The 25,328-nt window shown below is 66.4% G+C and carries 19 protein-coding genes; 12 read left to right on the top strand and 7 right to left on the bottom strand.

Annotated elements, in window-relative coordinates; all coding sequences use genetic code 11:
* The first annotated feature begins 334 nt into the window (after positions 1 to 334).
* Entirely contained in the window at positions 335 to 991 is a 657-nt protein-coding gene (locus tag ABQZ09_RS02270) for a thiopurine S-methyltransferase (RefSeq protein WP_349776013.1), read from the top strand.
* An 86-nt stretch (positions 992 to 1,077) separates the two neighbouring features.
* Here the strand turns inward: ABQZ09_RS02270 and bfr are convergent, their stop codons facing one another.
* On the bottom strand, positions 1,078 to 1,563 hold the full coding sequence (bfr, locus tag ABQZ09_RS02265; protein WP_068835680.1) for a bacterioferritin: 486 nt from the start codon (positions 1,561 to 1,563) through the stop codon (positions 1,078 to 1,080).
* A 257-nt stretch (positions 1,564 to 1,820) separates the two neighbouring features.
* Between bfr and ABQZ09_RS02260 the strand changes: the two genes are divergently transcribed.
* From ABQZ09_RS02260 to hpaM, 3 genes are all read left to right on the top strand, one after another.
* Positions 1,821 to 4,214, top strand: coding sequence for a penicillin acylase family protein (locus tag ABQZ09_RS02260; protein WP_349776012.1), 2,394 nt, complete (start codon positions 1,821 to 1,823; stop codon positions 4,212 to 4,214).
* Between the two features lie 485 nt (positions 4,215 to 4,699).
* Positions 4,700 to 6,838 (top strand): TonB-dependent siderophore receptor, encoded by a 2,139-nt coding sequence (locus tag ABQZ09_RS02255; protein ID WP_349776011.1) that lies wholly within the window; start codon positions 4,700 to 4,702, stop codon positions 6,836 to 6,838.
* A 296-nt stretch (positions 6,839 to 7,134) separates the two neighbouring features.
* Positions 7,135 to 8,187, top strand: a complete 1,053-nt coding sequence (gene hpaM / locus ABQZ09_RS02250; protein WP_349776010.1) for a type III secretion-associated outer membrane-bound protein HpaM — start codon at positions 7,135 to 7,137, stop codon at positions 8,185 to 8,187.
* Positions 8,188 to 8,241: 54 nt separating this feature from the next.
* Here the strand turns inward: hpaM and asnB are convergent, their stop codons facing one another.
* A complete protein-coding gene (asnB, locus tag ABQZ09_RS02245) occupies positions 8,242 to 9,936 on the bottom strand; it encodes an asparagine synthase B (RefSeq protein WP_349776009.1) in 1,695 nt (564 codons plus the stop codon).
* Between the two features lie 351 nt (positions 9,937 to 10,287).
* Between asnB and ABQZ09_RS02240 the strand changes: the two genes are divergently transcribed.
* Complete coding sequence (locus tag ABQZ09_RS02240) at positions 10,288 to 11,157, top strand: tetratricopeptide repeat protein (protein WP_349776008.1); 870 nt, start codon at positions 10,288 to 10,290, stop codon at positions 11,155 to 11,157.
* A gap of 158 nt (positions 11,158 to 11,315) precedes the next feature.
* Here ABQZ09_RS02240 and dapE read toward each other — a convergent pair whose 3' ends face one another.
* The 5 genes from dapE to map all read right to left on the bottom strand — a co-directional run bounded on the left by dapE (position 11,316) and on the right by map (position 17,984).
* Positions 11,316 to 12,443: a succinyl-diaminopimelate desuccinylase gene (gene dapE, locus ABQZ09_RS02235; protein ID WP_349776007.1), complete on the bottom strand. Its 1,128-nt coding sequence runs from the start codon at positions 12,441 to 12,443 to the stop codon at positions 11,316 to 11,318.
* 241 nt (positions 12,444 to 12,684) lie between these two features.
* The gene (locus ABQZ09_RS02230) at positions 12,685 to 13,041 is read right to left on the bottom strand and encodes an arsenate reductase (protein WP_349776006.1); all 357 of its coding nucleotides are present in this window, start codon (positions 13,039 to 13,041) and stop codon (positions 12,685 to 12,687) included.
* Positions 13,042 to 13,438: 397 nt separating this feature from the next.
* Entirely contained in the window at positions 13,439 to 14,584 is a 1,146-nt protein-coding gene (gene dapD / locus ABQZ09_RS02225; RefSeq protein ID WP_349776005.1) for a 2,3,4,5-tetrahydropyridine-2,6-dicarboxylate N-succinyltransferase, read from the bottom strand.
* Positions 14,585 to 14,601: 17 nt separating this feature from the next.
* Entirely contained in the window at positions 14,602 to 17,211 is a 2,610-nt protein-coding gene (locus ABQZ09_RS02220; RefSeq protein WP_349776004.1) for a [protein-PII] uridylyltransferase, read from the bottom strand.
* A complete protein-coding gene (gene map / locus ABQZ09_RS02215; RefSeq protein WP_039410342.1) occupies positions 17,208 to 17,984 on the bottom strand; it encodes a type I methionyl aminopeptidase in 777 nt (258 codons plus the stop codon). Before map ends, ABQZ09_RS02220 begins: the two co-directional genes overlap by 4 nt.
* Before the next feature lie 317 nt (positions 17,985 to 18,301).
* Between map and ABQZ09_RS02210 the strand changes: the two genes are divergently transcribed.
* The 7 genes from ABQZ09_RS02210 (at position 18,302) to rpsB (ending at position 25,324) form a co-directional block, all read left to right on the top strand.
* A complete protein-coding gene (locus tag ABQZ09_RS02210; RefSeq protein WP_039410351.1) occupies positions 18,302 to 18,826 on the top strand; it encodes a Csu type fimbrial protein in 525 nt (174 codons plus the stop codon).
* An 8-nt stretch (positions 18,827 to 18,834) separates the two neighbouring features.
* Positions 18,835 to 19,599, top strand: a complete 765-nt coding sequence (locus ABQZ09_RS02205) for a fimbrial biogenesis chaperone (protein ID WP_349776003.1) — start codon at positions 18,835 to 18,837, stop codon at positions 19,597 to 19,599.
* 16 nt (positions 19,600 to 19,615) lie between these two features.
* Positions 19,616 to 21,964, top strand: a complete 2,349-nt coding sequence (locus ABQZ09_RS02200) for a fimbria/pilus outer membrane usher protein (protein WP_349776002.1) — start codon at positions 19,616 to 19,618, stop codon at positions 21,962 to 21,964.
* Entirely contained in the window at positions 21,961 to 22,995 is a 1,035-nt protein-coding gene (locus ABQZ09_RS02195) for a Csu type fimbrial protein (protein ID WP_349776001.1), read from the top strand. Before ABQZ09_RS02200 ends, ABQZ09_RS02195 begins: the two co-directional genes overlap by 4 nt.
* 48 nt (positions 22,996 to 23,043) lie before the next feature.
* Positions 23,044 to 23,370, top strand: coding sequence for a hypothetical protein (locus tag ABQZ09_RS02190; protein WP_184554025.1), 327 nt, complete (start codon positions 23,044 to 23,046; stop codon positions 23,368 to 23,370).
* 2 nt (positions 23,371 to 23,372) lie between these two features.
* Positions 23,373 to 24,080, top strand: a complete 708-nt coding sequence (locus ABQZ09_RS02185) for a fimbrial biogenesis chaperone (protein ID WP_349776000.1) — start codon at positions 23,373 to 23,375, stop codon at positions 24,078 to 24,080.
* A 440-nt stretch (positions 24,081 to 24,520) separates the two neighbouring features.
* Positions 24,521 to 25,324 (top strand): 30S ribosomal protein S2, encoded by an 804-nt coding sequence (gene rpsB / locus ABQZ09_RS02180; RefSeq protein ID WP_349775999.1) that lies wholly within the window; start codon positions 24,521 to 24,523, stop codon positions 25,322 to 25,324.
* Positions 25,325 to 25,328: the final 4 nt, after the last annotated feature.

The following is a 25,328-nucleotide window of genomic DNA, read 5'->3' as shown; positions in this document are numbered from 1 at the left end:
GTTGGAAGTGCAGTAACGGTTGTTCACCCATCCGGCGCGCAGCGGCGCGACTGAGACTGCGGTCGCCTCAGGCGACTGAGGCGCGGTTGGAAGTGTAGTAACGGTTGTTCACCTATCCGGCGCGCAGTGGTGCGACTGGGACTGCGGTCGCCTCAGGCGACCGAGGCGCGGTTGGAAGTGCAGTAACGCGGCTTCGCCATATGCCCGCGCGGCGGTGCGATCGGCGCCGCCGCGTTGGCTGATCGAGCTGCGTCAGCTGTAGTGCCAACGCTGTAATCGACATATCAATCGAGCGGCGCGCGCTGCGCATGCCGCGCAAGGACACGACGTTTCCATGGACACAGATTTCTGGTTGCAACGCTGGCAGCACGGACAGATCGGCTTCCACCAGCAGGAGGTCATGCCCTTGCTGCGCAAGCACTGGCCCGCGCTGCAGGTGCCCACCGACACCCGCGTGCTGGTGCCGCTATGCGGCAAGACGATGGACATGCACTGGCTGGCCGCACAAGGCCATCGGGTGCTGGGCGTGGAGTTGTCGCCACTGGCAGTGATGCAGTTTTTCGACGAAGCCGGCCTGCAACCGCAGCGTCGCATCAGCGCTGCCGGCGAGCATTTTGTCGCCGGTCCCATCGAAATCATTTGTGGCGATGCATTTGCCCTGGAGGCGAGCCTGCTCGCCGACTGCGGGGCGGTGTACGACCGCGCAGCGCTGGTCGCATTACCGGAGGACCTGCGTCAACGCTATCTGGATACGACGTACGCGCGCCTGCCGGCAGACTGCCGCGGCCTGCTGATCACGCTGGAGTATCCGCAAGCCGAGAAAGCCGGCCCGCCGTTTTCGGTGGACGCCGCGCAGGTACACGCGTTGCTGGACACCAACTGGCAGGTGGAAGTGCTGGAACGGCGCGACATCCTCGATCAGGAGCCGCGCTTTCGCGCTGATGGCGTCACCGTACTGACCACCGCCGTCTATCGCCTGCAACGCGGCTGATGGCGGCCGGCCAGGCACCGCCTGGCCGCAACACACGCTGGCTGCTGCGCGCGGCCTTGCACCGCGCGTTCCTGCAGCCGCGGCGATCAACCGGCCACAGGGCCCTTGTCGATCTTCGAGGTCTGGTACAACTCCAGGCCGATCCGCTTGATCAGGCCGAGCTGCTGCTCCAGCCACCAGGCATGATCTTCTTCGGTGTCCTGCAGCTGCTTGAGCAGCACGTCGCGGCTGACATAGTCGCCGTGCGCTTCGCACAGCTTCATGCCGGCAGCCAATGCTGCGCGCACTTCGTATTCGACGACCAGATCGCGCTCGAGCATTTCCACCACCGTCTTGCCCGGCGCAAACTCGGCCGGCCGCATGTCCGGGTCGCCTTCCAGGAACAGGATGCGCCGCAGCAACGCATCGGCGTGCTCGGTTTCCTCTTCCATTTCATGATTGATGCGCTCGTACAGCGCCATCAGGCCCTGATCCTCGTAGCGGCGCGAGTGCAGGAAATACTGGTCGCGTGCCGCCAGTTCGCCGCGTAGCAGCTGTTTGAGGTATTCGACGACTTCGGGATGGCCTTTCATGCTGTGCTCCAGTGACGCAATGCGCGCATGGTGCCCTAAGCCGGCGGGCAATGATCTAATCGGAATCACTTTCAGTTGCGCTTGCGGCCAGACCCATCGCGGTCATGCGCCACAGGCACACTCGACAGTGGCGACCAGATCGACGCTGCATGCCGCGATGCGGGCGCGGCCGGCCTGCGGAGCGATGATCCCCGCGCCGCGCAGTCCGTCGCCACGGCATCGCGGTCTGTCAGCAATCCACACTCAGGGACATGAAAATGCGCAAATGGCTGGGCCGGCTGACAGTGGCAATCGTGGTGCTGGCCCTGGCAGCCGGCGTGGTCCTGTATCTGCTGCTGCGCGGCAGCCTGCCACAGCTGGATGGCGGCACCGCTCTGGCCGGGCTGCGCGCGCCAGTGAGCGTCCAGCGCGACCGGAACGGCGTGGTCACGCTGGATGCGGCCAGCCAGATCGATGCGATGCGCGCACTCGGCTACGTGCATGCTCAGGAGCGCTATTTCGAGATGGACCTGATGCGCCGTGCGCCCGCCGGCGAGCTGTCGGAGTTGTTCGGCGCCAAGGCGGTGGACCTGGACAAGCGCAACCGCGTCCACCGGCTGCGCGCACGCGTGCAGGCCAGCCTGCAGATTGCAGCCGGCAGCGAGCGTGCCGCGCTGCAGGCATATACCGACGGTGTGAACGCGGGGCTGGCCGCGCTGCCGGTGCGCCCCTGGCCGTACCTGCTGCTGCGCCAGACGCCGCGTGCCTGGACCCTGGAAGATTCGATCCTGACCGGCATGGCGATGTACGCCGACCTGCAGGACAGCGACAACCAGACCGAACTGGCCGCCGCGCGTCTGCGCACGGTGGTGCCACCGGCACTGGCGGCCTTGCTCGATCACCAGGGTTCCAGCTGGGATGCGCCGCTGTTCGGCCCGGCACAGGGCGATGCGGTGCTGCCGGATGCGGGGACGCTGGATCTGCGCCGCCTGCCGCATCCACCCGCCGCACCGCAGGCCGAGCAGCCCACGCCGGGCAGCAATAATTTTGCGGTGGATGGCCGCCTGACCGCCGACGGCCGCGCCATCGTGGCCGACGACATGCACCTGGGCCTGCGCGCCCCCAACATCTGGTTCCGCGCGCGGCTGCGCTACCCCGACACGGCCGCAGCCGATGGCAAGGTGGATGTCAGCGGCTTCACCCTGCCCGGCCTGCCGGCGGTGGTGGTCGGCAGCAATGGCCACGTGGCCTGGGCCTTCACCAACAGCTACATCGACACCGCCGACTTCGCGCGTCTCGCGCCGGCGACGCCGGATCACCCGCAGGCACTGACCACGCATGTCGAAACGATCCGCGTCGCCGGCGCGGCACCGGTGCGCTTTGAGGTGCGCGAAGCGGCATGGGGGCCGATCCTGCACGAAAATGCAGATGGCAGCGTGCTGGCGCTGCGCTGGGCCGCGCAATTGCCCGGCGCCATCCGCCTGGACTTTGCGCAGATGAGCCGCGCACGCGACCTGCAGGACGCCTTTGCGGTAGCGGACCGCTCCGGCATTCCTGCGCAGAACCTGGTGGTCGCCGACCGCAGCGGGCGCATCGGCTGGCGACTGATCGGCGCGCGCCCTGCACGCCCCCCCGGCTGCAGCCCGACCGGCATTGTCGACCTTGCAGCCTCACCACAGACCGCCCCGCCAGCGCCGGCTACCACGCCGCCGGCCGCTTGCACACCGTGGTCGCTGCGCAGCGACGCAGCGCCCGCGCTGATCGACCCGCCCTCGCATCGGCTCTGGACCGCCAACAGCCGGGTTGTCGACGCGCAGCAACTGGCCACGCTGGGCAATGCCGGCTACGACCTGGGCGCACGTGCCCAGCAAATCCGCGACGCCCTGTTCGCCAGGCAGCGCTTCACCGAGCGCGATCTGCTGGCGATCCAGCTGGACGATCGCGCGGTGTTGCTGACACGTTGGTGGCAGGTGCTGCGCGGCGTGGTCGCGCACAGCAACGACCCGGCCTTGCAGCAAATCGAGGTGGCAACGCGGCGGTGGAGTGGGCATGCCTCCACCGATTCGGCCAGCTATCGCATCGTGCGCGAGTTCCGCAGCAATACCATCGCTGCGGTGCAAGCCGGCCTGCTTGCCCCCGGGAAAGCTGCGCTTGGCGATGACTTTCTGCCGCCACGTCGCGCGCAACTGGAAGGCGTCGTGTGGCCGCTTCTGCAACAGCGCCCGGCGCCTCTGCTGCCACCAAGCTACACGAGCTGGGACCAGTTGCTTGGCGACGCTGCCCGTAGCGCGCAGCGTGAGCTGGCCGCACAGGCAGCGCCCGGCGAACCACTGGGCAAGCGTACCTGGGGCGAGCGCAACACTGCTGCCATCTGCCATCCGATCGCCCGCGCGTTGCCGGCGCTGGCCAGCCGCTGGCTGTGCATGCCACCGGACCAACTGCCGGGCGACCGCGACATGCCACGCGTGCAAGGCCCGGCGTTCGGTGCCTCCGAGCGCATGGTGGTGTCTCCCGGGCACGAGCAGGACGGCATCGTGCACATGCCCGGCGGCCAGAGCGGCCACCCGCTGTCACCGTACTGGGGCGCGGGCCACGACGATTGGGTGCATGGACGACCCACACCTTTTCTGCCCACTGCCACGCGCTACACGCTGCAATTGCGTCCGCAGTAAAAGCGCTGCAACGCTGCTACATAGCGGCTACGGAAGAAAAACAAGAACCATCAAGCATCGCCGCCATGCAAAGCCCCTCTCCCGCTGCAAAGCCCCTCTCCCCGCGGGAGAGGGGTTGGGGTGAGGGCACGGGCTTCATCCCTATGGATCAGCCAGAGCCGAGGCGAGTCCGGCCACCGGCAGCATCCAGCGGCACCACCCTCATCCGCCCTCCGGGCACCTTCTCCCGGTGGGAGAAGGGAATGCGGGCATGGCCGCCATGTTCTGAAGCCGCTCCCCCGGCGGGGCGTCTTCTGTCTTCTGCCTTCTGCCTTCGCAGCTCGCAGCTCGCAGCTCGCGTGACTGCATCCGCGCACGCATCCTCACACGCACACAAGCAAATCACACAACCACGCCCACACGCTTCGCCCCTCCGCAGCGACCTCTGCAATTGGCCAATCACATCGTGCTAAGATGCATTTGATAACCATTCCCATTAGTGACCAATGCGCCCCACGCTCCTTGTCACCGCGCTCTCCGCTGCGCTCGCTCTACCTGCCCTGCCTGCTTTGGCTCAACACGGCGCCCCTCCAGCCTTGACCGAGCTGGATGGCGTGAATGTCGTCGGCCGCGCGCAGACCCTCTACAAATCCGACGACGCCGCCGTGGCCACGCGGACCGACACACCGCTGGCACTGGTGCCGCAATCGGTGCAGGTCCTGCCGCGCGAGTTGATCGACGACCAGGCCGCGCGTCAGATCACCGATCTGTATCGCAGCATCAGCGGGATCAGTTTCTTCAGCTACGCCGGCGTGACCTTGCGCGGTTTCCGCCAGGAAAACGTGCTCTACGACGGACTGCGCGGCGACCCGTACGCCGGCTTCTCGGTGCCGCAGCTGTTCAACATCGAACGCGTGGAAGTGCTCAAGGGTCCGGCGGGCGCGCTGTATGGCGGCGGCGAGCCGGGCGGTGTCATCAACTATGTCACCCGCAAGCCGGCGCATCAGGCACAGCGCCGGGTCGAGTTGCAGGTGGGCAATCAGTCCTTCGGCGCGGCCTCGTTCGAAGCCACCGGCCCCGCGCGCGCCGACGGCCGCATCCGCTACCGCGTCGGCGCCTATGCCGATGGCGAGGACGGCTTTCGCTGGAACACCGACAGTCAAAGCCAGATCGGCGATGCGTCGGTGGCCTTCGATATCGGCGACACCGGCGAGCTCACCCTGCAGTACACCGACATCACCCAGAACCTGGGCGGCAACCGCCTGCGCGGGGTGCCGGTGGATGACGACGGCAACTTCCTCACCGACCGCCGTTGGAACCACAACGAGCCCACCGACTTTCTCGACATGCGCGCCAAGGTGGCGTTCGCGCAGTACCGGTTTGCGCCATCCAGCGCGTGGGACGTGGACATGGCGGTGCGCTGGTTCAAAAACGACGAACATCAGATCTATCACGAGCCGATGGGCCTGATCGACCGCGATCGCGACGGCACGGCCGAGTGGATGACGCGCCAGTTGCGCAACCAGTACCGCGACAACGATGCGATTTCCAGCAACGTCAACGCGGTGTTCCGCACCAGCACCGGCGCGATCGAGCACAAGCTGCTGATGGGCACCGATTACTACCGTCTGGATGCCGATTTCCGTGCACAGACCGCCAACACCGCCGATACCGGGCGCGTGCGCGGGCCGGTGCCGGGTATCGATCTGTTCAACCCGGTGTACGGGCGCAGCGGCTTCTACGACTACGGGCTGGACACGCTGCCCTGGCGCGCCACCAGCACGCGCAGCCAGCGCTATGGCGCGTACCTGCAGGACGAACTCACGCTGACGCCGCGCTGGCATGCAATGGCCGGCGTGCGCTGGGACGGCTTCAAGGACGACAACCTGCTGGACGATTCGCGCATCACCGGCAACGACCTCAGCTGGCGCGTGGGCAGCACCGTGGTGCTGCGCGATGGCGTCAATGCCTACGCCAGTTATGCCAGCGGTTTCCTGCCGCAGGATGCGGCCAATCAGGATGCCAGCGTGGGCGGGCCATTCGATCCGGAACGCAGCACGCAGTGGGAGCTTGGCCTGAAAACCGCGCTCAACGATGGCGGGCTGACCCTCAACACCGCGCTGTATCGCATCGAACGCAGCAACATCGTGCAGGCCAACGGGGCTGTCGTCGATGGGGTCAATCAGCTGTCTGCGCTTGGACTGGTGCGCAGCGAGGGGCTGGAGGTGGACCTGCTGGCCGACCTCACCGAGCGCTGGGTGCTCAACCTGACCTATGCGTACAACGATGCACGCGTGCTGGACGCGGGGACCAATGGCATCACCAATGCCTCCGGCGATCGCTTCGCCAACGCACCACGCAACACCTTCGGGCTATGGACCCGCTACGACCTGCCGGCATGGCGCTCGGCGGTCGCGTTCGGCGCCGACTACGTGGGCGAGCGGGTCAGCCTCGAAGGCCAGCGGGTCAAACCGTACGCCATCTACGACATCAGCTGGCAAACGCAGTGGGACGCATGGAAGCTGCAGATCAACGTCAAGAACCTGTTCGACAAGGTGTACGCGGTGAGCGGTTTCAATGCACGCGGCGGTCACTTCCCGGGCGAGCCGCGACGCATCTACGCACAACTGGCCTACAGCTTCTGATCGCCGCACGCAGTGGTGCGCACTGCTGCATGCGTGCGGAGCGCGGAGTGCGGATCCTGTGATTCAGCCCGCGCCATCGCCATCGCCATCGCTGCCACGCGTCTGCGTGCGGCGATGGCAACTGTGCAACAACGCACGGTTGCGGCGGTAGCGATGGCCGCGCAATGAACCTGCGCCGAATCGCGCGGGCATGCATGGGCTGGAACTTAACGTTCGGTGGGACACACTAGAGGCCGTCGCGATCGGTAGAGAGCTACCGCACATCGCCCTCCTCCCCCTCACTGACCGGAATCCGCATGCCTCAGCTTGCCCGCTCCGTTTCCGCCCTGTTGCCCCTGCTGTTCTCGGCCGCCTGTTCGGCCGCGCCACCAACCACTCCGGGCCCACTAGCCGCGCCTGTGGCCAGTTGCACCGCCAAGGTGAAGCCAGGGCAGGATCTGCAAAAAGCCATCGACAAATTGCCGCTGGGCGACACGCCGGCCGTGCTGTGTCTGGAAAAAGGCGAATTTCCGCTCAACGGCCTGGTGTCGATCCATCGTGGCAACCTGACCCTGCGCGGCAAGGGTCCGGGGACGGTGCTACGCATGGCCGACGGCGTGCAACAGCCTGTGCTGGTAGTAGGCGACTACGAAAACCAGCAGCCCACCGGGGTGATCCGCAACGTCAGCATCGAAGACATGCAGATCGTGGCCAGCACCGGCGACAAGGAGTTCATGCCCGAGCGCCCGTACCTGAGCAACAGCGCGGTGGTGGTGCGCTCCGGCCAGGGCATCCGGCTCGCCGGTCTGCAGGTCAATAAATGCCGTAGTGCCTGCCTGCTGAGCGAGTACGACACCCGCGAGATCACCATCGAAAACAACGATGTCTCCGGCGCCATCTGGGACGGCGTGTCGTTCAACCGCACCGCCAAGGTGACCATGGTCAACAACTACATCCACGACAACGTGGCTGCAGGCCTGACCACCGAGCATCTGGAAGACAGCGAGATCCGCAACAACCGTTTCGAGCGCAATGGCAGCCAGGGCATCTACCTATCCGATGCGCGGCGCAACCGCTTCAGCAACAACCAGTTCGACGGCAACAAGGTCGCCGGCGTATTCCTGGCTTGTGCCATCCGCTATCGCACGCCGGAAATCCTGTGCTGGGACAACAGCATGAGCCAGGACAACGTGTTCGAGAACAACCGCTTCTCCAATACGCCGTTCACCTACACCATCGGCGTGGACCGCGCGGCCAATTGCACGGCGGCCGACTTCAAGCCCAACCTGTGGCGCAACAACCAGGCCGATGTAGCGGGCGTGGATATCGAGCCGCAGCGCTACGGTTATTGCGTGCGCCACGAACAATAAGACGAGGCGGCCGGCCACGCGTTGGCGCGTGCCGGCCGCTGCAAGCCCACTGCCTCAGGACGCCAGCGCCTGTGCGTGCACGCCTGCGATCGCCCGGCCGGATGGGTCGGCCATCGCGGCAAAACTCGCATCCCAGGCAATCGCGGTGGGCGACGAGCAGGCAATGGACTTGCCGCCGGGCACCGTCTCCGCCGCCGCCTGGCTCGGGAAGAACTGCTCGAACACACTGCGATAGAAATACGCTTCCTTGGTCTGCGGCGGATTGACCGGGAAGCGCTTGTCGGCCGCAGTCAGCTCGCGATCGCTGACGTGCGAGGCGGCGTGCGCCTTGAGCCCGTCGATCCAGCCGTAGCCGACGCCGTCGCTGAATTGCTCCTTCTGCCGCCACAGGATCGAGTCGGGCAGATAGCCGGCAAAGGCCTCGCGTAACACGCCCTTTTCCATGCGCGTGGCGCCCGTGCTGGTCTTGTCGATCATCTTGAAACTGGCGTCCATGCGCATGGCCACATCCAGGAACTCGCGGTCCAGGAACGGCACCCGCGGCTCCACGCCCCAGGCCATCATCGACTTGTTGGCACGCAGGCAATCGTAGTTGTTCAGCGCATCGAGCTTGCGCACTAGTTCTTCGTGGAACTCGCGCGCATTGGGCGCCTTGTGGAAATACAGGTAGCCACCGAAGATTTCGTCGCTGCCTTCGCCCGACAGCACCATCTTGACGCCCATCGCCTTGATCCGCCGTGCCAGCAGGAACATCGGTGTCGATGCCCGGATGGTGGTGACGTCGTAGGTCTCGATATGGCGAATCACTTCCGGCAACGCATCCAGCCCTTCTTCGAAGGTGTATTCGAAGCCGTGGTGCACCGTGCCCAGCGCCGCCGCCGCGACTTCTGCGGCGGCAAGATCGGGCGACCCCTTCAAGCCGATCGCAAACGAATGCAGCCGCGGCCACCATGCTTCGGTGGTGTCGTTTTCTTCGATGCGATGGCGTGCATAACGCGCAGCCACGGCTGCGACCAATGACGAGTCCAGTCCGCCGGACAGCAGCACGCCGTACGGCACATCGGTCATCAGCTGGCGGTGCACGGCACGCTCGAAGGCTTCGCGCAATTCCTGCAGCTGCACCTGCACGCCTTCCACTTCGGCGTATTCGCGCCAGGCACGCTCGTAGTAACGGCTCAGCTCGCCGGTGGCGCTGTCGTACCAGTGCCCCGGCGGAAATTGCGCGGCGTCGGCGCACTCGTCCACCAGCGACTTCAGTTCCGACGCCACCCGCAGGCGGCCCTCGCGGTCGTGGCCCCAGTACAGCGGCACCACCCCGATCGGATCGCGCGCAATGATCACGCGACCGGCGGCCTTGTCCCACAACGCAAAGGCAAAGATGCCGTTGAGGCGATTGAGATAGGACGCCGGCGCATCTTCGCGATACAGCGCATTGATCACTTCGCAATCGGAGCCGGTCTGGAACGCGTAGGCCTGCTGCAGTTCCTGCTTGATTTCGCGATGGTTGTAGATTTCGCCATTCACCGCCAACACCAGTTGCCCATCTTCGGACAGCAACGGCTGTGCGCCACCGGCCGGGTCGACGATGGCCAGGCGCTCGTGCACCAGGATCGCACCACCATCGACATACACGCCGCTCCAGTCCGGGCCACGATGGCGCTGACGCTGCGAACATTCCAGAGCCTGCCGGCGTAACGCCTGCAGATCGTCACCGGGTTGCAGCCCGAAAATACCGAAGATGGAACACATGGAAAACTCCTGATGAACTGCGGGATTGGTGGCCGGTGGACACGCGTGCGGCACGAAACGACACCCATAAAAAAACCCGCATCGGCCGATGCGGGTTCTCTGATTCCTGGGCGTTTGGGTGAAATTCGCCTAGTCGCAGACCCGCATCGGCCGCACACGATTATTCGCGCGCAGCGTGTTGCGGGTGGCGTTATTGACGTTGGACAGGGGCGATGTCATGGCCTGACCGTATCCCGCTTTCGCCGGTGGCGCAACTGTTGCGATGGCAACCAAGCCAGCGGCGCAGCACGCCGCGCGGTCGCACGAGCGCATTGCGAGGATAATGACCGCCCCGCACTCGGCAGTATTGGAATGACCCCACGCATCGGACGCATGCCGCCCCTGGCCCTGTTGCTTGCCTTGTTGCTGCAGGCCTGCAGCAGCAACCCACCGCGCACCGATCCCGCCTACCTGCAACAGCTGGAACAACAGGCATCTGATGGAAGTTTCGACAGCGCGTGGAATGCGGCCGAACGCCTGGAGGCACGCAACGATCCGCGAGCCATCCACTGGTACGAGCGCGCCGCCGCGACCACCCCGTGGACGTTCCACAACACCCGCGCCGAACTGGCGCTGGGACGGATCTGGGCGAGCGGGACACTGTCCCACTCCGATAGCCCATATATCGACCAGCGCGCTGCACTGCGCGCGTCGCCGCCCAAAGCCGAGCGCTGGTACCTGGCGGCCGCCATGCACGCCAACCCCTACGCCATCGCCGAACTCGCCAAGTTCCACCGTGACCGCGGAAACGCCGCCGCTGCATTGCGCTGGGATCTACGCGCTACCGTCTACCACCGATATTGGTCCGGCTCTTCCGGTCTTCCCGATGCGGTGGCGCCGCGTAACGGCGAGGTGCACCCGTTGGTGCGCGACATCCAGCGGCGCGCGCACAGGGGCGATGCCGAGGCGCAGGTCGATCTTGGCGCGCTCTATGAAAAGGGATTGGGTGTGGCCAGCGATGGAGCCGAGGCACTCCGTTGGTACCAGCGTGCGGCGGACCAGGGCAATGTGTATGGTCAGTACTTCACCGGCCTGTTGCTCGGGCGCGGCAGTAGCGGGGTGACGCGCGATGTGGATGCGGCGGCAGTCTGGTTTGCCAAGGCCTCCGCACAAACGTTTTACATGGCCGACGAAGCATATTGGCGCGAGGCGATCAAACCACCCTTCTGGACGTTCGAGTAGCCGGCGCTACCTGTTCGGTCATGCCATGTAGCAATGCGGTTCCGACGGCACGGCGATGCATGCTGCTCGGAGCAAAATCGCTAAGGCGCTGGTCGATGCACTCGGTGGCGCTGGCTTCGCAATCCACCGGCCGGCGCCTGACTGGATCATTCCACAAGTCAGGTCAGCAAACGCTCGATCAGGGTGCGATACAGCGCCGGCAGTGCTTCCAGATCGGCCACGCGCACATGCTCGTCGACCTGGTGGATGCTGGCATTGACCGGGCCGACTTCGATGCATTGCGCCCCCAGCGGCGCGATGAAGCGCGCGTCGGAGGTGCCGCCGCCGGTGCTCTCTTCCGGCGGCGCACCGGCGAACTCGCCCAGCACCGCGCGCGCGACGCTGCGCAGGCGGCCTTCCGGGGTGTAGAACGGTTCGCCGCTGCGATGCCACTGCAGCGTGTAATCCAGCGCATGCCGATCCAGCAATGCAGTGATCTGCGCTTCCAGCCGCGGCGCATCCCAGTGCGGGGTGTAGCGCAGGTTAAAGGCCACTTGCAGCTCGCCGGGGATCACGTTGTTGGCACCGGTGCCGGCGTGGATGTTGGAGAGTTGCAGGCTGGTCGGCGGAAAACTCTCGAAGCCCTCGTCCCACTGCCGCGCCACCAGTTCGGCCAGCGCCGGTGCGGCCTGGTGGATCGGGTTGCGTGCTTTGTGCGGATACGCCACATGCCCTTGCACGCCCTTCACCGTCAGCATGCAGGAAAGGCTGCCGCGCCGGCCCACACGCAGTAGATCGCCCAACCGCTCGGTGGACGACGGTTCGCCGGTGATGCACCAATCGATCTGCTGGCCGCGCTCGGCGAACAGCCGTGCGACATGGCGCACGCCGTCGATGGCATCGCCCTCTTCATCGGACGTCAGCAACACTGCCAGCGTGCCGGGATGCCCGGGATGGGCGGCAACGAACTGCTCGGCGGCAATTGCAAATGCCGCGACGCTGCCTTTCATGTCCGCGGCGCCACGGCCGTACAGCACGCCGTCGCGGATCTGCGGCGCGAACGGATCGCTGGTCCACGCCTCGCGCGGGCCCGGCGGCACCACATCGGTATGGCCGAGCAGCACCAGCACCGGCGCGCCGCTGCCATGCGTGGCCCACAGGTTGTCGACCTCGCCCAGGCGCAAGTGCTCGCAGGCGAATCCAGCCGCGCCCAGGCGCTGCGCGATCGCTGCCTGACATCCGGCATCCACCGGCGTTACCGAGGCACGTGCAATGAGGTCACAGGTCAGATCCAGCACATCGCTCATGAAACGTCACCGCAGTGGAGCCGCATCAGCGGCGTTGATGGAATGGAGCGGGTTTGCATCGATCGGCGTGGTCGATCGCGGTCGCAGTCGGATTGCCTTGCTGCCGGGAGCCATTGCCAACGCTACCTCGACCGGCTTGCCGAGCGGATGGACGGATGAACGAACAGGCGCTCGGCGAACCAATGGCAGTAACGACACCAGTTACAGCGCGCTCCGGCATCGCTATCGGAACCGCAGTCGCTCAGCCGATGCCGAACCGCTTCTTGAAGCCGTTATCGGAAAAGCCCTGACTCAGCTCGCCGTCGTCGGTCACCACCAGCGGGCGGCGGATCAACTGCGGGTACTCGCGCAGCAGCAGCTTCCACTCCGCATCCGAACCGGGCGCCTTCTTGTTGTCGGGCAACTGCCGCCAGGTGGTGGACGACTTGTTGATCAAGGCCTCGAATCCACCCGCCTTGCCGGCCCACTCCAGCAGCGTCTCCGGCGACGGCGTGTTGTCCCGGTAATCCACAAACGTATAGGCGACAGCGAAGCGGTCCAGCCATTTGGTGGCCTTCTTGCAGGTGTCGCAGTTCTTCAATCCGTAGAGCGTCGTCATCTGTATCCCGGAAAATCGGCCTATAACGCCCCTCTCCTACCGGGAGAGGGGCTGGGGGTGAGCCTACGGGCGAAGCCTCGTACAGCACGCGCATCAGGCTTCGCCCGTACCCTCATCCGGCGCTTTGCGCCACCTTCTCCCGGTGGGAGAAGGAAGGCACAAGTACTCTCCCACAGCACGAGCATCTTGCCTCCTTTAGCGCGAGAATCTTGCAAAGCCCCTCTCCCACCGGGAGAGGGGTTGGGGCGAGGGTACGGGCGAAGCCTCTTACAGCACGCGCATCAGGCTTCGCTCGTACCCTCATCCGGCGCTTCGCGCCACCTTCTCCCGATGGGAGAAGGGAAGCATGCGGCCAGCGCTCGAGCAACTCGCAAGCCTCGTCCCGATGCACGATGGATCAATCCGCCAGCCCGCGCAGCAATTCGTTCACGCTGGTCTTGCTGCGCGTTTTCGCATCCACCTGCTTGACGATCACCGCGCAGTACAACGAATGCGAGCCGTCCTTGGACGGCAGCTGGCCGGACACCACCACGCTGTACGGCGGCACGTAGCCGTAGGAAATCTCGCCGGTGGCCCGGTTGTAGATGCGCGTGCTCTGGCTGATGAACACGCCCATGCCGATCACGCTGTGATGGCCGATGACCACGCCTTCCACCACTTCCGAGCGCGCACCGATGAAGCAGTGATCTTCGATGATGGTGGGGCTGGCCTGCAGCGGTTCGAGCACGCCGCCGATGCCGGCGCCGCCGGACAGATGGCAGTGCGCGCCGATTTGCGCGCACGACCCCACCGTGGCCCAGGTATCGACCATGGTGCCTTCGCCCACGTAGGCACCGATGTTGGTGAAGCTCGGCATCAGCACCACGTCCTTGCCGAAATAGCTGCCGCGACGCGCCACCGCACCCGGCACCACGCGCACGCCGGCCTTGCGGAAGTCGGCTTCGTGGAAATCGGCAAAACGCGATTCCACCTTGTCCCAGAACGGCGCCGGCTGCGCGTCGATCACCGCCATCTCGTTGACGCGGAAATACAGCAGCACGGCTTTCTTCAACCACTCGTTGACCGTCCAGCCACCCTGCCCGTCCGGCTCGGCAACGCGGAATTCGCCGCTTTCCAGGCCGTCGATCACACGCGTGACGATCGCACGCGTGGAGCCCTCGATCTCGTCCACCGTCAGGCTGGCGCGGCGCTCGAAGGCGCTTTCGATACCAAGCTTCAATTCGTCCTTGCTCACATGCGCCGTTGCGCGCTGCACGGCCTGCTCGGCGATCGGCAACTTCTTGGCTGCTGCGGCCTTCCTGGCGGCCGGTGCCGAGACCACGCGGGTGGCCTGCTTGGCCACACGTGCAGCACTGGCGACTTTCTTTGCCGGCGCTTTCCTGGCAACAGCCGTCTTGGCATCGCGCCTGCCGGCGGCGCTTGCCGGCGGCTTGGCATTGGCCGCCGCAGCGGCCTTGGCGGGCTTGCCGGCAGGCGTGGCTGCACGCTTGCTGGCGGGAGTGACGGCGCCGGGCTTGCGCGTGGTCTTCTTGGGGGTGGCCATGGGGGTCTCCGGACGGACTAGGCGGGATCGAGACAGGCGCACAGCGCATCGCGCAGCGCCTGCCGGGCGGATTCGGACAACGGGCGATCGTGCTCGTCGGTGATCTGGAACTGATCTTCGGCACGCTCGCCAAACGTGGCGATACGCGCGTCGTGCACACGCAGGTGCTGGATGCGCAGGACATGCGCGACATCGGCCAGCAGGCCGGGGCGATCGGGCGCGACCAAACTGATGCGGGTGCGCCGGCCGCCGGCACTTTCGCTGAATTCCACGCGCGGGGCAAAACGGAAATGGCGCAACTGGCGCGGCACTGCGCGCCGCGAGGGGCGCACTTTCTGCAGATCGCCGGCAAGCACCTGGCGCAGCACCGCGGCGAGCCGCTGCGGGTCGCCGTCGGCAAAACTTTCCTGCGGCAGCACTTCGAACACGTCGAAGATGGCATCGTGCGGAGCGTCCAGCACGCGGGCGCGGTGGATGCCATAGCCCTTGCGGTCCAGCGTGGCCACGATCGCCGCAAACAGGCCGTCGCGGTCGGGCGAATACACGAACACTTCCAGCGCGTCGTTGTCCGGCACCGCACGGCGCGCCTTGACCAGGGTCTGGCCGATCTCCACTTCGATCAGCGATGCGGCCTGCCAGGCCAGTTGCTCGGGGCGGAAGCGCAGGAAGTTTTCGTCCGGCATGCCGGCAAACTGGCGGTCGATGGTGGGGTCGTCGTGCCCTTGCGCCTGCATCAGCGCGCGCGCGGAGTCGCGCGCTTCGCGCAGACGCTCCTCGCGCGGTGGCGGATGCTCCAGGCCTTCGCGCAAGGCGCGCCGCGCCGCGAAGTACAGGTCTGCCAGCAGCCGGTCCTTCCACGCATTCCACAGCTTGGGGCTGGTGCCGGCGATGTCGGCGCAGGTCAACAGGTACAGATAATCCAGCCGCTCACGCGTACCCACCAGCGTGGCGAAGCGATGGATCACCTCCGGGTCGGAGATGTCCTGCTTTTGCGCGGTGACCGACATGCGCAGGTGTTGCTCCACCAGCCAGGTCACCAGCTCGGTATCGCCTTCGCTCAGGCGATGCGCCAGGCAGAACGCACGTGCGTCGACCGCGCCCAGTTCGGAATGATCGCCGCCACGGCCCTTGGCAATGTCATGGAACAGGCCGGCCAGCAGCAGCAGCTCGGGCTTGCGCAGGCGCGGCCAGACTTCATGGGTGATCGAAAAACGCTCATCGGCACGGCCGGCCGCAAACAGCGCGATGTTCCGCAGCACCATCAAGGTGTGCTGATCCACCGTGTAGACATGGAACAGGTCGAACTGCATGCGCCCGGAGACGCTGGCAAACGCCGGAATCCACTGCCCGAGCACGCCCAGCCGCGCCATGCGATTGAGCGTTTCCACCGCGCGCGGGCCGCGCAGCAGCGCCATGAAACGCTCGCGTGCCGTCGCGTCGGCCACCTCGTAGGCCGGCAGCTCGTGCAGGACCTCGGCCAGCGCACGCGCGGTCAACGAATGCAGCCCGCGCACCTCGCGATGCGCCGCCCATTGCGCAAACAGCGCAAAGATCTGCAGCACGTCGCCATTCGGCCAGGTCTGCGCATCGGCGGCAAGATAGCCACGGCGCAGGCTGAACCCGTCGCCGATCGGCTCCGGCACCGCTTCGCCATCAAACTGTTCTTCGAAACGCTGCAGCAGCCGGTCGCTGATGCGGCGGATCAGCGCCGCGCTGCGGTAGAAGCGCTGCATCATCTTTTCGACGCCCAGGCTTTCCGGGTCGTCGGCAAATCCCAGACGCTGCGCCAGGGTCTTCTGGTAATCGAAACGCAGGCGTTCCTCGGGTCGGTTGGCAACGATATGCAGGCCAAAGCGCAGCCGCGCCAGTTCCCCTCGTTCGCGCCGCAGCGCCGCCGCTTCGTCCAGGCCCACATGCCCCAGCCCGACCAGCGCGTCCAGATCCTTCACTCCGAACGCGCGCAACGCCATCCAGCCCAGGGTCTGCAGGTCGCGCAGACCGCCCGGGCCATCCTTGATGTCGGGTTCGAGGTTGTCGGCGGTATCGCCGAAGCGCTCGTGCCGTGCCAGCAGCTCCTCGCGCTTGGCCTGGAAGAAGTCGCGCGGCGGCCATACCTGTTGCGGCGCGATGGCCGCTGCCAGCGCCGCGCGCGCCGCGCCATCGGCCACCAGCGCGCGCGATTCGATCAGCGCGGTGAGCACGGTCTGATCGGCCGCTGCGGCCGTGCACTGCGCAGGCGAGCGCACCGCATGACTGATCGGCAGGCCCACATCCCACAACAGCGCGAACAGCCGCGCCAGCGCCTGCTCGTGGCCCTGCTGCGCAGCGGTGTCGCCCAGCACCAGTACATCCACGTCCGAGCGCGGGAACAACTCACCGCGCCCATAGCCGCCGACCGCGTGCAGCGCCAGGCCACTGTCGGCTGGAATGCAGCGCGTCCAGGCATTGCGCATCAGTTGATCGACTGCGCGTGCGCGCAGCGCCACCAGCCGCTCCATCGGCTCGCCCTGATCGAAGCGTTTGCACAGCCGCATGTCGGCGTGCACCAACAGCGGACGGGCCTGCGCGGCCCAGTCCGCGTCGCCGGCGACGCCCGGGTCGGGTCGATCCGCCGGCGTGGCCGTCATACCGGCGCGGGAGAGTTGGCCGACAGCGTCAGCACATCCACGCCGTCCTCGGTCACCGCCACCATGTGCTCCCACTGCGCGGACAGCTTGCGATCCTTGGTGACCACGGTCCAGCCGTCGGGCAAGGTCTTATGGTGGTAGGTGCCTTCGTTGATCATCGGCTCGATGGTGAAGGTCATGCCCGGCTTGAGCACCAGCCCTTCGCCCGGACGGCCGTAATGCATCACCTGCGGTTCGTCGTGGTAGACCTTGCCGATGCCATGGCCGCAATAGTCACGCACCACGCTGAAGCGCTCGGCCTCGGCGAACTTCTGGATCGCATGGCCCACATCGCCCAGCGTCGCACCCGGCTTGACCGCGCGGATGCCGCGCCACATGGCCTCGTAGGTGGTGTCCACCAGGCGCTTGGCCATCACCGAGGGAGTGCCCACGTAATACATGCGGCTGGTGTCGCCATGCCAGCCATCCTTGATGACGGTGACATCGATATTGACGATGTCGCCATCCTTCAGGACCTTGGCCGCGCTCGGGATGCCGTGACAGATCACGTTGTTGACCGAGGTGCACACGCTCTTCGGGAAGCCGCGGTAGCCGACATTGGCAGGAATGGTTCCCTGCACATTGACGATATGGTCATGGCAGATGCGGTCCAGCTCGGCCGTGGTGACGCCCGGCTTGACGTGCGGGCCCACGATATCGAGCACCTCGGCGGCCAGACGGCCGGCGATACGCATCAGTTCGATTTCTTCTTTGGTTTTCAGATTGACGCTCATGGCCCGGATTATCGCCGATCCGGGCTGAATCTGAACGACCCATGCCCGGCTTTTTTCAGGACGCATTGCCGTCGCACAAACGGACGGGGCAACAGAAAACCGCCGCCGCCCGCCCATTCATGTGTGACGCAGTCCCAGGCGCGTCAAAGTTGGCGTGAACGGAGTCATCCGCAGGACATCGCATATTCGCCAGATCGGCCTTCGAAAACAGCTGGATAGCCGGCGCAATCGTCGTTATGTTTGGCACAGCTGATGCATTGCAGGGAGGGCGACATGTTGTCGCGTCACTGCTGACCCGACCGGTCAAGGAAATGTCCATGCGTACTGTCCGCCCTGTCCTGCTGTCCTTCGGCCTGCTCTCGACCATCGGTATGGCGACTGCTGCAGACACCACCACCTTCAACGTCAAGATCGCCGTGACCAAGGCCTGCACGATCACTGCCGCCTCTGCCACGGACGTCGACTTCGGCTCGGTGCTGTCCACCTCGACCGCCAATGTCGACGCCAACGGCAGCGTGACCGCCCAGTGCACCGCACTGACCCCCTACAACATCGCGCTGAGCGCAGGCAGCAACGCCGGCACCGCCAATGACGTGACCACCCGCCGGATGAAGAACGCCGACCCGCTGGTGACCACCAACAACTTCATTTCCTACCAGCTCTACCAGGACCTGGCGCGCAGCTCGGTGTGGGGCAGCACCACCGGCACCAATACCCTGAGCCGGACCGCCACCGGCCTCAACCAGGTCTATCCGGTCTACGGCCGCGTGACCAATCCGTCGGTCGCCAATGCCGCCACCGGTAGTTACCTGGACACGATCACCGCGACGATCGTCTATTGAGACCACGCATGCCCTTGCCTCCCCTGCGGTTTCCTGTGCGCGCACGGCTGGTCCTGACTGGACTGGCCCTGGGCCTGTTGGGCAGTGCCTGGACGCTGCCCGCCGCACAGGCGGCCAGCCTGCAGCTGGCCCCGACCTCGCTGACCCTGAGCGCCGAACAGAACGCCGATGGACTGTGGCTGAGCAATAGTGGCGGCGCGCCGGTACAGGTGCAGACCCGCGCCTACCGCTGGACCCAGCGCGAGGGCCAGGACCAGCTCGCACCGACCCAGGAGCTGCTGATCAGCCCGCCGATGCGCACCCTGGCCGCCGGCGAGCGCCAGTTGATCCGGGTGATCCGTGCCGGTCCCGCACCCGGCAGCCAGGAAGCCTGCTACCGCATCATCGTCGACGAACTGCCCGGCGCCGATGCCGACCGCAAGGGCATGCAGTTCGTGCTGCGCTACTCGGTACCAATCTTCGTGCTGCCGCCCGGCAAGGCCGCGCCCACCCCGACCCTGAGCGCGCAGGTGGTGGCCGGCAGCGACGGCACTGCGCAGATCCAGATCAGCAATACCGGCAGCGGGCATGCACAGGTCGCCGATCTGCAGCACCGGGTCGACGGCGCCACCAAGACCGCCTTGAACGGGCTGGTCGGCTATGTGCTGCCGGGGCAGACCATGCGCTGGTCGCTGGGCGCACCGCTGGCCCAGTTCGCCCGCGGCGCCATCATCGCAAGGATCAATGGTGAGGCTGACGAACGTACCCTGTTGGCCGCGCCGACAGCGCCGTGATGTGGCCCGGCTGGCGATGACGCTGCTGGCGGCCGCCACCGGGTGGGCAGATGCGACGGCCGGCGACCTCGCCGAGATCGACGCCTTGCCCGACCAGACCGCACAACCCGCCACCGGGCAGCCGCAGACGCTGTATCTGGAGGTCACCCTGAATCAGGCCGAGCGCGGTCTGACGCCGTTCGAGCTGGTCGACGGCCATTTGCGGGCCTCGGTGGATACGTTGCGCAAGCTTGGCTTTATCCTGGCCGACCGCGTGCCGGGTCAGTCGGTCGATCTGGATCGCCTGCCCGACGTGGAAGTGCGCTACGACGCCGCCCTGCAGCGGCTCGCGCTGCAGGTGCCGGTGGCGCAGCTGGCGCTGTCCACCACCGTGCTCAAGCCCGAAGAAGCCGCCCCACCCAGCGCCACCGCCTCGCCCGGCGTCCTGCTCAACTACGACCTGTATGCCACGCGCACCACCGGTGCCAGCAACGTGTCGCTGGCAACCGAACTGCGTGGCTTCGGCATCGGCCGCGGCATGTTCGACACCACGGCGGTGTTTCTGGCCTACGACCGCCCGCAGGACGAACGCTGGCGCAGTGAAGCGGTGCGTCTGGACAGCGCCTGGCAAATGGATTTCCCCGATAGCGCCACCAGCCTGACGGTGGGCGACTTCTACAGCGGCTTCGTCGACTGGAGCCGCTCGCTGCGGCTGGGGGGCGTGCAGATCGGCCGCAATTACGCGCTGCAGCCGTATCGCGTACTGATGCCGACGCCCAGTTTTCTGGGCGAAGCAGCGGTGCCTTCCACGGTGGAGCTCTACGTCGATGGCCTGCGTCAATACAGCGGTCAGGTGCCGGCCGGTCCGTTCCAGCTGGCCGCGCAACCGGGCATCAGCGGCACCGGCCAGGCGCAGATCGTGGTGACCGACGCCTTCGGTCGCGTGCGCCAGCTGAATTTCGCGTTTTACGGCACGCCGCAACTGCTGGCGCGCGGCATTTCCGAATGGTCGGCCGGCATCGGCCACCTGCGTCGCGACTACGGGGTGCGCTCGTTTTCCTATGCCTCGCAGCCGATCGCCAGCGCCACCTTGCGCAAGGGAGTGCGCGACGATTTCACCGTCGAGGCGCATGCCGAAGCCGGCGGCAGCGTGATCAATGCCGGCGCGGGCGGAGTGTGGTTGCTGGGTGCAGGCGGGGTGGTCAACGCTGCCTACGCCCACAGCCGGATGCATGAGGTGCGCGGCGGACAGTACGTGCTGGGCTACGCCTGGAACAACCGGCGCTTCAACGTCAACCTGGGCACCCAGCGCACCCACGGCGACTACCGCGACCTGGGGGCGCTGCAAGGCAGCCTGCCGGCGCGCGTCAGCGACCGCGCCGCGTTCGGCGTCAATGTCGACCCGATCGGCTCGCTGGGCACCAGCTACGTGCGCCTGAGCTACCCGCAAGGCGACACCTCGCGCTATGCCAGCGTGTTCTGGTCGCGCAGCTTCGGGCGCAACTGGGCCGCCAACCTGTCCGGCAACCAGAATCTGGACGAGCGCAGCGATCGCAGCCTGTATCTGTCGCTGTCGACCACCTTCGGCCAGTTGCGCCAGGCCAGTGCCTCGATGCAGCGCAATGGCAACCGCACCGGCTTTGTCGCCGATGTCAGCCAGCCGCTGCCTGGCGACGGCGACCTGGGCGGCATTGGCTGGCGGCTGCAGGCACGCGCCGGCGACGACGCCAGTGGCGGGCTGGCCGAACTGGGCTGGCTGAACCGGGTCGGCCGCTACAACTTCGGTGCGGCCAGCCAGGATGGCGCTACCTTCGGCTATGCCAGCGCCAGCGGCAGCCTGGTTTGGATGGATGGACGGAGCTTTGCGGCGCGCGACGTCCAGGATGCGTTTGCGGTGGTCTCCACCGACGGCCAGGCCGGCATTCCAGTCCGGCTGGAAAACCGCCTGATCGGCGTCACCGATGCACGCGGCACTTTGCTAGTGACGCCGCTGCAGTCGTGGCAGCGCAATCAGTTGTCGATCGACACCTTGAACCTGCCCGCGGAGCTGCGCGTGGACCGCGTCGACACCACGGTGACCCCGCGCCAGCAGTCCGGTGTGGCCGTGCGCTTCGGCATCACCCGCGTGCGCGCTGCGGTGATCGTCCTGCACGATGCCAATGGCGCTGCATTGCCGGTGGGCAGCGTGGCACAGCGCGAGGGGAACGCCGAACGGGTGGTGGTCGGCTACGACGGCGAAACCTATCTGGACAATCTGCAGGCCGACAACCGCATCCTGGTCGATCTGCCGCAGGGCCGTTGCGTGGCGCAGTTCGCGTACCCGGCCGAGGCCGGCGGCATTCCGCGGGTCGGCCCGCTGCGCTGCACGACAGAGCCCGCGCCATGACACCAACGATGCGCTGGCCACTCCTGCTTGCATTGGCGCTCTGCAGCCTGTGGCTGGCACCGAGCCAGCACGCGCGCGCCGACACCACCTGCACGGTCACGCTGGGAACGCCCATGGCCTTCGGCAATGTCGCGGCCAATGGCACGACCGATGCGGTTGCCACGCTCAACGTCACGTGCGCGACCGCCGCACTCAGCGTTCTGGGGTACGCCCAGGTGAGCCTGTGCCTGGATCTGGGACCGGGCAGCGCAAGCAATGGGCTGTATGCCCCGCGCCGCATGCTCAACGCCACCGGCGACAGCCTGGACTTCCAGATCTACAAGGACGCCGCACGCACCCAGATCTGGGGAGCCACCGGGTCGGCAAGCCCGTCGCCGGGCCTGCTGACGCTGTCGTACGGCGTTCCGGTGATCACCGGCGGCTCGCAGACGACCAGCATCACGCTGTACGGGCGCATTCCCGCCAACCAAATCCTGTCGACCGGCAATCACACCAGCAACTTTGGCGGTGCCGATACCGTGCTGCGCTACGCCTACAACGAAAGCATCATTGGCGTCCCGCCGGTTCCGGCCAATTGCACCACCGGCGGCAGCGGCGCCAAGACCGCCAGCAATGCATTCCCCTTCACCGCGTCGGCCAGCGTCCCGGCGCGCTGCAATACCTATGTCACCACCGACCTGGATTTCGGCAGCATCGCCGGCAGCATCGCCACCGCCATCGACCGCAGCTCCATCATCAGCCTGGCCTGCACCAACCGCACCGCCTGGAACATCGGCCTGGATGTCGGCGTCAACGCCAGTGGCAGCACCCGCCGCATGCGCCACGCCAGCAGCGCCAACTACATCACCTACGAGCTCTACAAGGACCCCGGCCGCAGCAGCCGCTGGGGCACCACCATCGGGGTCGACACCCTGGCCGGCACCGGCAACGGGGTGGCGCAAACCGTCACCGTCTACGGACGCGCCCCGGCTCCGCAGCTGCCTATCGCGGGCGCCTACAACGACACGGTGACGGTCTCGATCACTTACTGACAGTTAATAAAGTTCGTTTGGGGCACGTCGCTATCTGTTACGTCTCCGCTGCAAACGATTGCCTTCATGATGCCGGTCACCTTGCCGAAGTGCGTGCTTTTGCTTGCCCTCGCTTGCAGCGCCTCCATCGCGAGCGCGGCCGGCAACCGCGGCCCTGAAAACTCCACCCTGCACATCGGCCTGCGCCTGCTCAGCGGTTGCGAGCTGCGCACCACACCGCCACGCGCCAGCTGCTCGCGCGGCACCCCGGTCGCGATCGCCCAACCAGCGCCGAGCGCCGGGACGCCGCCGCTTGCCAGCACCGGCCAGGACGCCAGCGCCCTCGCCGGGCCTGCGCCCAGCGGCGCCGCGCGCATCACCACCATTGCGTTTTGACCATGGCCACGTCCTGCTTCCGTCGGGTCTGGCTGGTGCTGGGCCTGACCATCCTGGCAACCAGCGGCAGCGCCGCCGGCGCCGAAATCGCCATCGCACCGACTACCGCGCACATCCCGGCCGACACCGATCAGACCGCCGTCTGGCTTTATAACCAGGACGCCCACGCGTGGCGTGCCGATGCCAGGATCTACCGCTGGCGCCAGCAAGGCGATCGCGAGGTGCTGGAACCGGCCCTGGGCGCCACCGTCAGCCCCAGCCAGTTCGATATCCCGCCGCAAGGCCGGCAGTTGTTGCGGGTGATCCGCCTTGGCCCCAGCCCCGCGACCACCGAAGACAGCTACCGGCTGGTGGTAACCCAGCACGCCACCAGCCAGGAGACCGAGCTGCTGCGGTACTCCACCCCGGTGTTCGCGCTGCCCAGCGAACCGGGAAGCGGGCATCCGCGCCTGCAGGCCTCGCTGACCGGCCAGGGCGTCGAGCGGACGCTGCGCGTGCACAATGCCGGGCTCAGCCACGCACGCCTGGCCGACCTGGCCTTCATCGATGCCGGCGGCACCCGCCGCAGCATTCGTGACGACCTGGCCGGCTATGTGCTGCCAGGCCAGACCCGGCAGTGGGCACTGCCGGCCAACCTGCTCCCCGGTAGCGGCCGCTTCGTGGCACGCGTCAATGGCGATATCGAGAGCACGCTGACGCTGGAGCCCTGAGGGCCGGGATTGGAAATTCGGGATTGGGGATTCGCAGAAGCGTTGCTGGCCTCGCCGTCCTTCGGACCGTGCGACACGACCGGTCATTCGCGATCCGCTCTAAACCAATCTCCAATCCCGAATCCCCCAGCGATCACTGTCAGCTGCCTCAGAACCACACCAATTGCACCTCGCCACCCAGCCAGCTATACTCCGCCGGCCGTTTTGCGTCTCTCACGCATTGCGTCGTTCACGTCGGACGTCACCGACGAATCCACACCTGCTGCCGCCATCCGCGCCGGGGTGCCCTCACAAGGGGTTCGTCGCGGAGGCAACAGGGAAGCCCAACCCCGGAATCTTGTGCGTTTGATGCGAGTCCCTCGCAACAGCCCGCACACCCATGTGCGGACTCCAAAAGTCAAGGCCGCGCACGGCGATTCCGCTCTCACGGAGTTACTTCAATGCCCCAAGTCACCATGCGCCAGATGCTGGAAGCCGGCGTCCATTTCGGCCACCAGACCCGCTACTGGAACCCCAAGATGGCGCCGTACATCTTCGGCGCGCGCGGCAAGATCCACATCATCAACCTCGAGAAGACCGTTCCGCTCTTCAATGATGCGATGAACTTCCTCTCCTCGATCGCGCAGAAGCGCGGCACCGTGCTGTTCCTGGGCACCAAGCGCAGCGCGCGCGAGTCCATCAAGGAAGAAGCCGAGCGTTGCAACATGCCGTTCATGACCCAGCGCTGGCTGGGCGGCACGCTGACCAACTTCCGCACCGTCAAGCAGTCGGTTGCCCGCCTGAAGGAACTGGAAGCGGCCGAGACCGATGGCACCTTCGACAAGCTGGTCAAGCACGAAGTGCTGGGCCTGCGTCGCGAGCGCGAGAAGCTGGACGCCTCGCTGGGCGGCATCAAGGAAATGAACCGCCTGCCCGACGCGATCTTCGTGATCGACATCGGCCATGAAGACATCGCCATCAAGGAAGCCAAGAAGCTCGGCATCCCGGTGATCGCCGTGGTCGACACCAACTACGATCCGGCCCTGGTCGACTACGCCATCCCGGGTAACGACGACGCCATCCGCGCCGTGCAGCTGTACGCACGCGCCGCCGCCGATGCCGTGCTGGAAGGCAAGGCTGCTGCGCCGAACTCCGCTTCGGTGCGCGAAGAAGAGTTCTCGGCCGACGCCAGCGACGAAGGCAAGGGCCGTCGCGCTCCGGCCAAGAAGGGCGACAAGAAGGCTGACGCCGCCGCTGCCGAGTAATCGG

This window comes from Xanthomonas sp. WHRI 6106 (assembly GCF_040202405.1).
Lineage (GTDB): Bacteria > Pseudomonadota > Gammaproteobacteria > Xanthomonadales > Xanthomonadaceae > Xanthomonas > Xanthomonas cannabis.
The sequence above is the reverse complement of the archived record's forward strand: the minus strand, read 5'-3'. Positions and strand labels throughout refer to the sequence as shown.

What these genes read in the sequence shown, in the direction of transcription:
- map (WP_039410342.1), bottom strand. Translation starts at nt 17,984, where the DNA reads ATGAGCGTCAATCTGAAAACCAAAGAAGAAATCGAACTGATGCGTATC.
- ABQZ09_RS02255 (WP_349776011.1), top strand. Translation starts at nt 4,700, where the DNA reads ATGCGCCCCACGCTCCTTGTCACCGCGCTCTCCGCTGCGCTCGCTCTA.
- ABQZ09_RS02210 (WP_039410351.1), top strand. Translation starts at nt 18,302, where the DNA reads ATGCGTACTGTCCGCCCTGTCCTGCTGTCCTTCGGCCTGCTCTCGACC.
- rpsB (WP_349775999.1), top strand. Translation starts at nt 24,521, where the DNA reads ATGCCCCAAGTCACCATGCGCCAGATGCTGGAAGCCGGCGTCCATTTC.
- ABQZ09_RS02260 (WP_349776012.1), top strand. Translation starts at nt 1,821, where the DNA reads ATGCGCAAATGGCTGGGCCGGCTGACAGTGGCAATCGTGGTGCTGGCC.
- ABQZ09_RS02240 (WP_349776008.1), top strand. Translation starts at nt 10,288, where the DNA reads ATGACCCCACGCATCGGACGCATGCCGCCCCTGGCCCTGTTGCTTGCC.
- ABQZ09_RS02230 (WP_349776006.1), bottom strand. Translation starts at nt 13,041, where the DNA reads ATGACGACGCTCTACGGATTGAAGAACTGCGACACCTGCAAGAAGGCC.
- bfr (WP_068835680.1), bottom strand. Translation starts at nt 1,563, where the DNA reads ATGAAAGGCCATCCCGAAGTCGTCGAATACCTCAAACAGCTGCTACGC.
- dapD (WP_349776005.1), bottom strand. Translation starts at nt 14,584, where the DNA reads ATGGCCACCCCCAAGAAGACCACGCGCAAGCCCGGCGCCGTCACTCCC.
- ABQZ09_RS02185 (WP_349776000.1), top strand. Translation starts at nt 23,373, where the DNA reads ATGGCCACGTCCTGCTTCCGTCGGGTCTGGCTGGTGCTGGGCCTGACC.
- ABQZ09_RS02200 (WP_349776002.1), top strand. Translation starts at nt 19,616, where the DNA reads ATGACGCTGCTGGCGGCCGCCACCGGGTGGGCAGATGCGACGGCCGGC.
- ABQZ09_RS02195 (WP_349776001.1), top strand. Translation starts at nt 21,961, where the DNA reads ATGACACCAACGATGCGCTGGCCACTCCTGCTTGCATTGGCGCTCTGC.
- ABQZ09_RS02220 (WP_349776004.1), bottom strand. Translation starts at nt 17,211, where the DNA reads ATGACGGCCACGCCGGCGGATCGACCCGACCCGGGCGTCGCCGGCGAC.
- dapE (WP_349776007.1), bottom strand. Translation starts at nt 12,443, where the DNA reads ATGAGCGATGTGCTGGATCTGACCTGTGACCTCATTGCACGTGCCTCG.
- ABQZ09_RS02270 (WP_349776013.1), top strand. Translation starts at nt 335, where the DNA reads ATGGACACAGATTTCTGGTTGCAACGCTGGCAGCACGGACAGATCGGC.
- asnB (WP_349776009.1), bottom strand. Translation starts at nt 9,936, where the DNA reads ATGTGTTCCATCTTCGGTATTTTCGGGCTGCAACCCGGTGACGATCTG.
- hpaM (WP_349776010.1), top strand. Translation starts at nt 7,135, where the DNA reads ATGCCTCAGCTTGCCCGCTCCGTTTCCGCCCTGTTGCCCCTGCTGTTC.
- ABQZ09_RS02205 (WP_349776003.1), top strand. Translation starts at nt 18,835, where the DNA reads ATGCCCTTGCCTCCCCTGCGGTTTCCTGTGCGCGCACGGCTGGTCCTG.